Raw genomic sequence first — 12,010 nt, 5'->3', positions numbered from 1 at the left:
TGGAAAACCTCCCATTTCCCGATGTCCAAGAAATGGGAGGCAGTTCACTGTCCTCTTTGTGGTGGTTTTCGGTCTGTCTCGATCTGTAACATCTAGGATCAAAAATGGCTGCTAGATGTTACAGATCGAGACGGTAGCGCGCCTGGGCAGCGGCGGGCTGACATCTCAGTACCCTATCCGTAATTCACTCAGAAAATCTTATATATAGAGACTTAGATTTGTGTATAAGATCGCGTAAAGCTGGCAACAATACTTCTCGAACAACGTGAAGCCGCCCCGTAGGGCGGCCGCCCCAAGAGAGGTGATTCCATGAGAATCGATAAGCTAGCAATGACGTCGCGCGAGGCGCTGCAGACCGCCATGAGCACGGCTGCCGATGCACAGGCCGGCGCGGTGGAGCCGATCCACCTGCTGTCTGCCCTGCTCGGTGCCGGCGAGCGCAATATCTCCGTGATCATCGAGCGCATCGGTGCCGACCCGGCTCAGCTCGCACGCTCCACACAAGATGCCATCGACCATGCGCCCAAGGTGTCGGGCGAGGGTCAGCAGATGGGCCTGTCCAACGAGCTCGTTCGCGTGATCGAGAAGGCCGAGAAAAAGGCCACCAAGATGGGCGACAGCTTTGTGGTGACCGAGCATCTGCTGATGGCACTTGCCGAGGACAAGGGTGAGGCGGGTCGCGTGCTGCGTGGCGCCGGCGTGACCAAGGAGCGCATCGAGCAAGTCTACGAGGAACTGCGCGGCGATGACCGCGTGACGTCTGCCGAGGACAAGACGCAGTTTGAGGCGTTGGAGCAGTACGGTCGCAACATCTGCGATCTGGCTCGCGCCGGCAAGCTCGACCCGGTCATCGGCCGTACCGACGAGATCCGTCGTACTATTCAGGTTCTGTCCCGCCGCACCAAGAACAACCCCGTGCTTATCGGCGAGCCGGGCGTCGGCAAGACGGCCATCGTCGAGGGCATTGCTCAGCGAATCGTGGCCGGCGACGTACCGAGCACCCTGCGCGACCGCGACCTCATCGAGCTCGACATGAGCGCGCTGGTCGCCGGCGCCAAGTACCGCGGCGAGTTCGAGGACCGCTTGAAGGCCGTGCTCAAGGAAGTCCAAAAGTCCGAAGGCAAGGTCATCCTGTTCATCGATGAGCTCCACACCATCGTGGGCGCGGGTGCCACCGAGGGCTCCATGGACGCCGGCAACATCCTGAAGCCGGCGCTTGCCCGTGGCGACTTGCACGCAATCGGCGCGACTACGCTCGACGAGTATCGCAAGTACATCGAGAAGGACGCGGCACTCGCCCGTCGTTTCCAGACCGTGATGGTCTCCGAGCCCACCGTCGAGGACACCATCTCGATCCTGCGTGGCCTCAAGGAGAAGTACGAGATCTTCCACGGCGTGCATATCACCGATAGCGCGCTCGTGGCGGCCGCCGACCTCTCCGATCGCTACATCGCCGACCGCTTCCTGCCCGATAAGGCCATCGACCTGGTTGATGAGGCGGCAAGCCGCCTGCGCATGGAGCTCGACAGCATGCCGGTCGAGATCGATGCCACCACGCGTCAGCTCACCCAGCTGCAGATCGAGGAGCAGGCGCTCATGAAGGAGACCGACGACGCCTCCAAGGAGCGTCTGGAGGCCCTGCGCCAAGAGATTGCCGAGGTCCAAGAAAAGCTCAACGTGCAAAAGGCCGGCTGGCTCAACCAGAAGAACGCCATCGACCACGTGCAGGAGCTCAAGGGACAGCTCGACGAGGCCAAGAGCGAAGAGGAGCGTGCGACGCGCAACGGCGACCTGGGCCGTGCGTCCGAGCTGCGCTACTCCGTGATTCCGGGCCTGCAGCAGCAGATTCAGGATTCCGAGGCTGCGCTCGAGGCGCAAAAGCAGCAGGACGGCGAGGGCCTCAACGAGCAGGTGACCTCCGATGAGATCGCTGAGGTCGTGAGCGCTTGGACCGGCGTGCCCGTCTCCAAGATGATGCAGGGCGAGCTCGACAAGCTGAAGGGCTTGGAGGGCGAGCTGCATAAGCGCGTCATCGGCCAGGACGAGGCGGTCTCCGCTGTCGCCGCGGCCGTGCGTCGCAGCCGTGCGGGCCTCTCCGATCCGGACAAGCCCATCGGCAGCTTCTTCTTCCTGGGCCCCACCGGCGTGGGCAAGACCGAGCTCGCCAAGGCGCTTGCCGAGTGCCTGTTCGATGACGAGCGTGCGCTCGTGCGTATCGACATGTCCGAGTACATGGAGAAGTTCAGCGTCCAACGTCTGATCGGTGCGCCTCCGGGATACGTGGGTTACGACGAGGGCGGCCAGCTTACCGAGGCCGTGCGCCGTCGTCCGTACTCCGTGATTTTGCTCGACGAGATGGAGAAGGCTCATCCGGATGTCTTTAACGTGCTGCTGCAGGTGCTTGATGACGGCCGTCTGACCGATGGCCAGGGTCGCCAGGTGTCCTTCAAGAACACGATCATCATCATGACGTCTAACGTGGGCTCCAAGGCCATCGCCGATCTGTCCGGTAAGGACGAGGAGGAGATGCGCCATCAGGTCGACGCCGCCATGGCTCAGACCTTCCGCCCCGAGTTCCTCAACCGTATCGACGATATCGTGGTGTTCCATCCGCTCGGCATGTCGCAGATCGAGAAGATCGTCGACATCCAGCTTGCCGACGTCCGCGCGCGTCTGGCCAAGGAGCGCATGACGCTTGCCATCACCCCGGCGGCCAAGCAGATGCTCGCCGTGGGTGGCCTGGACCCCGTGTTCGGTGCCCGTCCGCTCAAGCGCCTGGTCCAGCGCGAGGTCGTGGACGCCATCGCCGCCGCCATCATCGACGGTACGGTGCGCGAGGGCGATCAGGTGACGGTCGATGCCGACAAGGACGGCGGCTTTACCGTCGTGTGCGACAACACGCCGTCTGCTACCTACGAGGTCCCCGACGCCGAGTAGATTTATGGGACATGCCTTAAAATCTGCCAGCCGTCTCTAAACGCCAAGGGCGGCGGATCCAATTGGGTCCGCCGCCCTTTTTCGTGCGACAATCGATAATGTTGAACACGATTGCATGGCAAGGAGATATGCAGATGATAGACAAGAACAAGACGAATGCGCCGGTCGCCAACGCCGCGCCGGCCGCACCCAAGCCTGCACCCAAGCCTGTGCCCAAGCCGCGCGACCCCTACATCCGTGCCGAGAACGAGGATGACGACGGCTACGATCCTTATAGCGATCGTCGCCCCGAGCGCGAGCCCCTCTTCGAAGCCGACCCCTGGCGTTAAGTAGCTCATTTGGGACGGGGCTTTTTTAGCTACTTTGTTTTCGGCTAGAGGCGTTCATGCCTGCCCCCCTCGGCCGCTCGATATCCTCCGGGAGGGGCCACTAATAGAAAACTTGCTTATCCATTAATCAAGATACGCATAATCTTGCTCTCCTGCTAATCAAGAATCGTTATAATCTTGATTAGCAGGAGAGCAAGATTGGAGAATTATGGCATTCAACGACTTGGTGGCTCAAAAAATAAAGGACTTTGAGCAACAGGGGATTCCGCAGGTCTTTGAGCGCGACCTTGATCTGGGCAACCCGCAGGAGCCAAAGCGCGACAACATCGTATATGTGATTGTGGGCGCCCGTCGTTGTGGAAAGACGTATCGCTTGTATCAGGAGATGCGGCGGCTTCAGGGCCAAGGCGTCGAGCTTGACCGGATGCTATATTTCAATTTTGAGGATGAGCGCTTGCGTCCGTATGAGCCATCGCTACTAGCGGACGTGCTCGATACATTCTATGCACTATATCCTGCTGCTCGAGGCGAGGGCGCCTACCTTTTCTTTGACGAGATCCAGGAAATACCCGAATGGGGTGCGTTTCTGCGACGCGTGGTCGATACGGAGAAGGCGACCGTTTACGTGACGGGATCTTCTTCTAAGATGCTGTCCTCAGAACTTAAGAGCGAGTTCAGGGGCCGTTCTCTTGTGCGAGAGCTTTTTCCGTTGAGTTTTTCGGAATACGTCCGATATAAGACGGGGAGCGTTCCTGAGTCGAACGCGCCCTTCTCCTCAAGCGCTGCAGCGTTGCTCCGACACCATCTGGTCGGATATCTCGAGCGAGGGGGATTCATCGCGACACTTGAGCAGACGCCCGCAGACGCGATTCAGCTGCTACAGGAATATGCGTCGCGAACGGTCGCTATGGACGTTGTGGAGCGTTACGACGTCAAGAGCCCTCGTTTGGCCTCACTGTTTCTGACGCGGTGTATGGCATCTTCGGGACGAGAGCTGTCGGTGAACAAGGTGTACAACGAGTTCAAGAGCAGGCAGATACCCGTCAGTCGTAATTCGCTCAGCGACTTACTTGAGTATTACGAGGACGCCTACCTGCTGTTTTCTGTGCCGGAGTTTACGCGTTCACTTGCAAATAATACGCGGTCTGCGTCTAAAGTCTACGCTGTCGATCCTGCGATGTTTGGAGCATTCTCTCCCGCATCGGCATTGGACCAGGGCCAGAGGCTCGAGACTGCGGTGTTCAATGCGCTCAGAAGAAGGACTCCTGCGGTGCGGGTCGGTTCGGTCTGCCGCCTACTGGTCAAGGAGAAGAATAAAAGCCATGAGGTTGACTTTGTGGCTGGGGATGCACTTCTCATGCAGGCTTATAGCCTGACTCAGGTGAGTGTGGATATGGCAAGCGAGAAAACGCGCGAACGCGAAATTGCAGCCCTCGATGCCTCGATGGCCCAGTTTGATCTTGGTGAGTCGGTAATCGTTACTATGGATGAACAGGCCGATATTCCATGTGAACACGGTGTGGTACACGCTGTGCCCGCATGGAAGTGGCTCCTTGCCTAATCATCTACGGATCTGTGGGGCCAGGACCTCCTGGCCCCTTCATCACGGTTGGGGAGTACCATGATGCGCCCGGCTAGTCCTGGGCCTTGATGCTCGGCAGCAGAATCTGGGCGATGTAGTCGCATTCGAGCTTGGTGGCAGCGTCGGCCTTGCCGTCTTTGCCGACCAGCACGCTCTTGATCTGGCTGTAGGTGTAGCGGTTGCCGGTCGTAAGCTCGACAAGCTCAATGGCTGTGTCCATGGGATAGGTCGACACGGGGTTCTGCGTGCGCCCGTTGATGGTCTGGGGCACCACGTACGGATAGACGGGGCCGCTGGCGTAGACGGTATAACCGTTGCCTAGATTGGCCGCACCCAAAACCGTATCGCCCTCATCGGGCGTAAAGCTCTCGCCCTCGCGCACCGCGACGAGCGTCACAATCGGCGTATCGCTGTCGCCGGCAAGATAGATGCATAGCGTGCTGCCATTTTGCCAAGTCTCGACCTTGCCGTACCATTCGACGGGGATATCGAGCTGGTAGAGGTCGGTTGCCTTGTGACGGGCGTCGGCATCACGGGCTGCCTGTGCCTTTTGCGCGCTCACGGCATTGACGGCGGCGTCGCGCCGCGCGGTTGCCGCCTGCTGGAGCACCTTGGCGGTGGCGGCGGAGCTCGCGCCGCCTTCCTCGGCATACTTGGCGGCGGCGTCGATCTGGTCGTTGGTTACCGTGTCGGCCGAAGGCACCTTGAGTTTAAAGGCAGCCTGGGCACTTAAATCCTGTCCATCGCTCTTAACGGTGACCTGCGTCTTGGTGGTCGGGACGGTATAGATGGTGCCGTCGGCCGCGATGGGGGAGGCAGCGATGGAGAGCGTGTAATCGCCGGGCAGCAGTTTGATGCCGCGGCCGTGCTCGTCAACGTAGAGCGTTTCGCTCACAGAAGAGCCGTCGGAGTCCTGGCCACTCACCTGCACGGGGATCTTTGAGCCGGTGGAGCAGTCGAGTCCCGCGGCATGTACGCCAATTTGCACCGACATCATGGTATGGGCGTTTGCGGCAACTACGGCGGCCTGCTCTTGCTGGTATCCGTTCCAAGCCGCATAGCCCGCGCCGCCGGCGACGAGCGCGACAGCCACGACACCGGCGACCATCAGATTGCGGCGCTTGGGCGACATCTTACGATGACGAACCTCGGCTTCGTGTGCCGAGGGAGCGGACGGCAGGGGAATATCTCCCATGGCGATGGTCTCGTCGACGACTGGCGCAGAGCCCAAGCCGGGGAGCTCGCGGGTGAGCGATTCGTCGACGGGCAAGTCGCCAAGCAGGGAGGTCTCATCTCCCGCGTTGGGTTCCGGTTGGCCATTGCCCTCGTCATCGCCTTTTTCGACATCGGCTTCATCGCGAGCATCCTCGACGTCGTCGCCCGTATCCGGTATGCCATCGCCCGCCGCGTCCTGCATGTCGGCGATTGTCTCGTCAAACGCAACTTCGTCCAGCGAAAACCGGTCTAGGCTCTCCAAGGCCTCGGCGCACGCCGCTGCATCTTGGGCCGCGTCCTCTTGGCCCCTCGTCTCATTTTCCATATATCCCCCAAGCTCAATATCGGGACAACAATGTACCCAAAATTAAGGTCACATAGAGCTGGCGTGCAGTCGGAAATTCGATTTTATCTGCGCGATACATTGTGAATATGTGCATGAATGCACGCGCGACAGCAAAAAGCCCCCGGAAAGCAAACGAATTGCTTTCCGGGGGCTGCGCATAACGCGAGATTACGGAGCCAAAGAGACGCGCCTACATCCAAATGCGGACGGCAGCGAGCGCGTTACTCGGCGTGTGCGTAATCCACCTTGGCGCGGCGAGCGGTAGCCTTCTCCCAATCGCTGGTGCCCTCAAAGACATCCTGCTTGTAGGGATTGCGGCCGAGCTTCTTGGCGCGGTAGGCGATGTAGATGATCGCGGCGATGTTGGCGACCAGTGCGGCGATCGAGACCGCAGTAGCGGCGCTGGGGTCGAGCGTGGAGTGGGTCACAAAGATGGACTCCTCCTGGAAGTACGGGAACACCTGGGCAAACATGCACCAAATGGCCAGCGTAAAGGCGCGGTTCTGGATCCAACCGCCCTTGTTCCAGATAAAGGCGGCGACGGTGGGCGCCAGCAGCAGCGCAAAGCCGCAGAACCAGGAGTGGGCGGGCAGGCAGTTGTAGGTGTAGCAGAAGTTCCAGATATCGTAGGCGATGATGTAGACCCAGGTCATGTCGGGCCACAGCATGTCGGTCTTGTCCTCGGAGGCGTAGACGCTCCACCAACCGGTCATGCAGAAGATGTTGATGATACCGGCGATGCCGTTGAACACGTTGTTCCAGCCGGCAAGCTGCGTAGCACCTTCGGAGGTGACCCAAGTGGACTGGCCCAGGACAAAGAAGTGATAGGCGCTCTCAAAGTCGGACACGACGGCGATCATGATGTTGATGGCGACGATCACAAACGGCCACGCGCGGAACCAGTGCGCCTTGCCGATCTTGCCCCACTGATACTTAATGGCGATGAAGCCCCAGCAACCGGCCAACGCCGCGTAGACCTTGGCGTAGTGGAACCAGCTGTTCTGGTACACATGGGTGGGGTTGGTGAGCGCCCACTCGGCGCCCTGCGAAACGCCGATGGCGATAGCGACGCAGTAGATGGTCATGGCCAGCGGAGCCACGCCAAAGATGATTGCCGCGCCCAGCTTGGTGCGGCGGCCGATCTCGTTGAGCACGATCAGGCCAATAAAGACCATGGCCCAGCCGGCCCAGTGGATAAGGGTATCGCTACCCCAAACATCGAACAGCATGCTGCTCTCCTTTCACACGCCCGCGGCCCCTCTTCTGATCGCGGGCAGTTTGGCCAAATGTCGTCAGTTCTGGGGCTTGCGCTCCGGATACTTGGCGGTATAGCCCTCGATGTGGAGTGTCGAGGCGATGATTTCCTTGACCGTCTCGTCGGGCACATCGGGGTGCGTGCGGATATACATCAACAACCCCATAATGAGGGTGTAGAACGTCTCGTAGACATGGTCGATGCGTAGCTCATGATGGGCGACAAAATCCACCACGGTGGTATCGCAGATATACTGCGCCACGCGCTGGACCACGTTGTGCAAAAAGCCGCCGTAGAGCGCGCCGCTGCTCGAGGTGAGCGTGCTCGGCAACTCGTGGCCGCTCACGACCAGGCGCTTAAAGAGCGGAGCAACGGTGTCGAGTGCGCCTTCGATGTCGCCAACCGTGCGGCTGGCGTTCCACTGCTCGAGCTCGGCGATAAAGCCGTCGATTGCCTCGTCCATAACGGCGGTGACGGCGGCATCCATATCGGCAAAGTAGTGGTAGAACAGCGAACGCGTGCAGCCAGCCCGCTTGGTCACGGCCGATACCGAAAGATGGGACACACCAAGCTCGGCGCTCACGGCGCGCACAGCGGCGAGGATCTCGCGACGGCGCTCGTCGCCCGTCAGGCGTTTTGCCGCGCTATCGGATGCGGGGACGGCATCGACCACAGAGATATCTGCTGCGTTGTTGCCCATGTTTTGCCGCCTTTCATCCTCTTTTGCCTGACCGTTCGCCTAACAGTCTTGAATATTGTTGACGGTTCGTCAATACTATTTTTGACACAATGTCAACAATGGCGGGTGAAAGGCATGGGGGCATGCCCGGCCTGCAAAAAAAGAGGGGCGCTGCGGTCTCGCCGGGCTGTGGCAAGAGAAGGGACGACTATGATTCTCAACGGACCGGGGATTAGCTATACCGAGCCCGATATCGGCGCGGAGTTCGTGCCGCCGATACCGGAGCATCCGCGCGAGGCCATCGTCAAACTGTGTGAGCACTGCACCAACCGCCTGCTGCACCGCGACGAGCTGCTGGGCTACGAGTACTGGTCGTTTGCCGAGGCCGCAACCGACGAGCAGGCCGAAGTGCTCTGCAAGATGAAGATGCGCCGTCCCTATACGCTGCCCGAGATGGTCAAGCTCACCGGCATGCCCGAGGCCGATATCGAAAAAATGCTCGACGACATGAGCTACACGGGTCTGCTCGAGTACAACTGGGAAAACCCCGAGCGCGCCAAGCAGTGGGTGCTGCCCATGCTGGTGCCGGGTTCCGCCGAGTTCCTCAACATGCGCGTGAGCCAGCTCGAGGAGCATCCGGTCTATGCCAAGTTCTTTGAGCAGGCGTCCAAGGGACCGCTGTCCAAGGCCACGCCGATGGTGCCGCCCGGCGGTGCCGGCATCGGCATGCATGTCATTCCGGTCGAGAAGGCCATCGATGCCGCGAGCACCTCGGTGCCGATCGAGCATATCGAGCATTGGCTCGACAAATACGAAGGTAAGTATGCCGCTAGCACCTGCAGCTGCCGCGCGAGCCGTCGCGTGATGGGAGAGGGCTGCGCCGACGACCCGGCCGATTGGTGCATCGCCGTGGGCGATATGGCCGACTACGTGGTCGAGACCGACCGCGGCCATTATGTGACGCGCGAGGAGGTCTACGACATCCTGCGCCAGGCCGAGGACAACGGCTTTGTGCACCAGATCACCAACATCGACGGTGAGAACAAAATCTTCGCCATCTGCAACTGCAACGTCAACGTGTGCTACGCCCTGCGCACTTCGCAGCTGTTCAACACGCCCAACCTGTCGCGCTCGGCCTACGTCGCCAAGGTCGAGAAGGACAAGTGCGTGGCCTGCGGTCGCTGCGTTGAGGTGTGTCCGGCCGGCGCCGCCAAACTGGGCCAGAAGCTCTGTAGCAAAAAGGCTGGCGGACAGGTGCCCGAGTATCCGCGCCAGGAGCTGCCCGATGCCACCAAGTGGGACCACACCAAGTGGTCGCCCAACTACCGCAACGACAACCGTATCGAGACGCATGAGTCCGGCACCGCTCCCTGCAAGACGGCCTGCCCCGCGCACGTTGCCGTTCAGGGCTATTTGAAGCTCGCGGCGCAGGGCCGCTATGACGAGGCGTTGGCGCTCATCAAGCGCGAGAACCCGTTGCCCGCTATCTGCGGCCGTGTGTGCAACCGCCGCTGTGAGGATGCCTGCACCCGCGGTCGCGTGGACGAGGCCGTGGCCATCGACGAGGTCAAGAAGTTTATCGCCCAGCGCGATCTGGATGCCGCGACTCGCTATGTCCCACCTGTGGTGACCCCGACGCGTGCCGGCGGCTTCGACCAGAAGATCGCCATCATCGGCGCCGGTCCGGCCGGTCTGTCCTGCGCCTTCTATCTGGCCGAGAAGGGCTACAAGCCCGTCGTGTTCGAGAAAAACGAGCGCCCGGGCGGCATGCTCACCTACGGCATTCCCAGCTTTAAGCTGCAGAAGGACGTTATCGAGGCCGAGGTCGAGGTCATTCGCCTGATGGGCGCCGAGTTCCGCTATGGCGTGGAGGTCGGTCGCGATGTGACGCTCGACGAGCTTCGCGCGCAGGGCTTTAAAGCCTTTTACGTGGCCATTGGCTGCCAGGGTGGCCGCCTTGCCGGTATTCCGGGCGAGGATGCCGAGGACGTGACCGTGGCCGTCGACTTTTTGCGCGAGGTCAACAGCGGCAAGATCGACGCGCTGCCCGGGCGCACCATCGTGGTGGGCGGCGGCAACGTGGCCATCGATGTCGCGCGCAACGCCTGCCGTCTGGGTTCCGAGCACGTTGAGATGTTCTGCCTGGAGAGCGAGGTCAAGATGCCTGCCAGCGAGGAGGAGCGTCGCGAGGCCATTGAGGACGGCGCGCACATTAGCTGCGGCTGGGGCCCCAAGGAGATTCACCTGGACGAGGCCGGTCGTGTGTGCGGTATCACCTTTAAGCGCTGCACGCGTGTCTTTGACGACGAGGGCCGTTTTGCGCCCGAGTATGACGAGAACGACTTGCGCCGTGTCGATGCCGACCGTGTCGTCATGTCGATTGGCCAGTCCATTGTGTGGGGCGACCTGCTGGCTGGCTCCAAGGTGGAGCTCGGCCGCAGCCAGGGTGCCCTTGCCGATCCGCAGACGTACCAGACCGCCGAGCCCGACATCTTTGTGGGCGGCGACGTCTACACCGGTCCCAGCTTTGCTATCGACGCCATCGCCGCCGGTCACGAGGCCGCCGTGTCCATCCATCGCTTTGTGCAGCCGGGCTCCACGCTCACCATCGGCCGCAACCAGCGCCGCTACGCCGCGCTCGACCGCGACGATGTCGTGATCGAGAGCTATGACAACGCGAGCCGTGAGGTTGCCCACGTGGACCACGAGCGCGAGAAGGCCGCGCCCTTCAGCGAGTACGTCGAGACCTTTACCGAAGAGCAGGTGCGCGCCGAGACCGCCCGTTGCCTTGGCTGCGGTGCCTCAATCGTCGACCCCAACAAGTGCATCGGCTGCGGCCTGTGCACCACCAAGTGCGCGTTTGACGCCATCCATCTGGATCGCGACCGCCCCGAGTGCTCCACGATGGTCAAATACGAGCAAAAGCTCCCAAGCCTTGGTAAATACGCGCTCAAGCGCGCCATCAAGATTAAATTAGGGAAGAAATAAAAGAACCTAACAAGAAAGCGAACGGCGCAGAGGGCGGTTGGACAGCGAGCGAGTCCCAGGCGCGGCGAGGTGCCTTGAAAGAGGAGGGCATAGGGCTTTTGCCCATGCCCGACGATTGAAAGGCAGATCGCCCGTCTGGGACTCGCGCAGCGTCAAGCCGACCGCCGTTCGGTAGAACGGCGGAAGGAATTAAAAGTGCACGAGCTCGGAATCGTCTATCACATCATTCGCGATGTCGAGAATGTGGCGCGCGCCAATGGCGTGAGTCGCGTTTCGAGCGTGACGCTGCTCCTGGGCGAGGTCTCGGGCGTCGTTCCCGATCTGCTGCTTGATGCTTGGCGCTGGGCGGCAGATAAAAAGCCTATCACGCAGGGCGCGGAGCTTATTGTGGAGCCTGTCGAGGCCGTGACGCATTGCGAGGCGTGCGGCTGCGACTACGCGACGGTCGAGCACGGCAAGACCTGCCCCCATTGCGGTAGCGGCGAGACCTATCTGCTGCAGGGCCAGGAGGTCATGATCAAGCAGATCGAGACCCCCGACGAGGACCCGACAGACGCTGCCCCCGACGGCCTATCCGATGCCCCCGATGCCGTCGACGCCGCCAACCCCCTCCACATCGCCTAACTTAGTCGTTGGGTGTTCCTATAGTTTTGTCAACCTTCGACGCTACTCCCGGTAG

Annotated in this window: 8 protein-coding genes; 5 read left to right on the top strand and 3 right to left on the bottom strand. The window is 60.9% G+C overall.

The features are described from left to right. Positions 1 to 309: 309 nt before the first annotated feature. The 3 genes from clpB to DWV43_RS09230 all read left to right on the top strand — a co-directional run bounded on the left by clpB (position 310) and on the right by DWV43_RS09230 (position 4,827). Complete coding sequence (gene clpB, locus DWV43_RS09240; RefSeq protein ID WP_117818278.1) at positions 310 to 2,937, top strand: ATP-dependent chaperone ClpB; 2,628 nt, start codon at positions 310 to 312, stop codon at positions 2,935 to 2,937. Positions 2,938 to 3,071: 134 nt separating this feature from the next. Continuing rightward, positions 3,072 to 3,266 (top strand): hypothetical protein, encoded by a 195-nt coding sequence (locus tag DWV43_RS09235; RefSeq protein WP_233502698.1) that lies wholly within the window; start codon positions 3,072 to 3,074, stop codon positions 3,264 to 3,266. A gap of 208 nt (positions 3,267 to 3,474) precedes the next feature. After that, entirely contained in the window at positions 3,475 to 4,827 is a 1,353-nt protein-coding gene (locus DWV43_RS09230; RefSeq protein ID WP_117637939.1) for an ATP-binding protein, read from the top strand. Between the two features lie 73 nt (positions 4,828 to 4,900). Here DWV43_RS09230 and DWV43_RS09225 read toward each other — a convergent pair whose 3' ends face one another. The 3 genes from DWV43_RS09225 to DWV43_RS09215 all read right to left on the bottom strand — a co-directional run bounded on the left by DWV43_RS09225 (position 4,901) and on the right by DWV43_RS09215 (position 8,364). Then, positions 4,901 to 6,388 carry a hypothetical protein gene (locus DWV43_RS09225; RefSeq protein WP_117818276.1) on the bottom strand — a complete coding sequence of 496 codons (1,488 nt, stop codon included), beginning with the start codon at positions 6,386 to 6,388 and terminating at the stop codon, positions 4,901 to 4,903. Positions 6,389 to 6,630: 242 nt separating this feature from the next. Further along, on the bottom strand, positions 6,631 to 7,638 hold the full coding sequence (locus tag DWV43_RS09220) for a DUF5692 family protein (RefSeq protein WP_117634470.1): 1,008 nt from the start codon (positions 7,636 to 7,638) through the stop codon (positions 6,631 to 6,633). A 63-nt stretch (positions 7,639 to 7,701) separates the two neighbouring features. Beyond that, the gene (locus tag DWV43_RS09215) at positions 7,702 to 8,364 is read right to left on the bottom strand and encodes a TetR/AcrR family transcriptional regulator (RefSeq protein WP_117634468.1); all 663 of its coding nucleotides are present in this window, start codon (positions 8,362 to 8,364) and stop codon (positions 7,702 to 7,704) included. A gap of 189 nt (positions 8,365 to 8,553) precedes the next feature. On the opposite strand from DWV43_RS09215, the gene DWV43_RS09210 reads away from it, so the two are divergent. Both DWV43_RS09210 and DWV43_RS09205 read left to right on the top strand, forming a co-directional pair. Continuing rightward, complete coding sequence (locus tag DWV43_RS09210; protein ID WP_199569432.1) at positions 8,554 to 11,331, top strand: FAD-dependent oxidoreductase; 2,778 nt, start codon at positions 8,554 to 8,556, stop codon at positions 11,329 to 11,331. Positions 11,332 to 11,526: 195 nt separating this feature from the next. Further along, positions 11,527 to 11,955, top strand: coding sequence for a hydrogenase maturation nickel metallochaperone HypA (locus DWV43_RS09205; protein ID WP_117583629.1), 429 nt, complete (start codon positions 11,527 to 11,529; stop codon positions 11,953 to 11,955). Positions 11,956 to 12,010: the final 55 nt, after the last annotated feature.

Origin of the sequence: Collinsella sp. AF05-9 (assembly GCF_003465595.1) — a bacterium.
Taxonomy (GTDB): Bacteria; Actinomycetota; Coriobacteriia; order Coriobacteriales; family Coriobacteriaceae; genus Collinsella.
This window is presented reverse-complemented; position numbering and strand designations above follow the sequence as displayed.

What these genes read in the sequence shown, in the direction of transcription:
- clpB (WP_117818278.1), top strand. Translation starts at nt 310, where the DNA reads ATGAGAATCGATAAGCTAGCAATGACGTCGCGCGAGGCGCTGCAGACC.
- DWV43_RS09235 (WP_233502698.1), top strand. Translation starts at nt 3,072, where the DNA reads ATGATAGACAAGAACAAGACGAATGCGCCGGTCGCCAACGCCGCGCCG.
- DWV43_RS09230 (WP_117637939.1), top strand. Translation starts at nt 3,475, where the DNA reads ATGGCATTCAACGACTTGGTGGCTCAAAAAATAAAGGACTTTGAGCAA.
- DWV43_RS09225 (WP_117818276.1), bottom strand. Translation starts at nt 6,388, where the DNA reads ATGGAAAATGAGACGAGGGGCCAAGAGGACGCGGCCCAAGATGCAGCG.
- DWV43_RS09220 (WP_117634470.1), bottom strand. Translation starts at nt 7,638, where the DNA reads ATGCTGTTCGATGTTTGGGGTAGCGATACCCTTATCCACTGGGCCGGC.
- DWV43_RS09215 (WP_117634468.1), bottom strand. Translation starts at nt 8,364, where the DNA reads ATGGGCAACAACGCAGCAGATATCTCTGTGGTCGATGCCGTCCCCGCA.
- DWV43_RS09210 (WP_199569432.1), top strand. Translation starts at nt 8,554, where the DNA reads ATGATTCTCAACGGACCGGGGATTAGCTATACCGAGCCCGATATCGGC.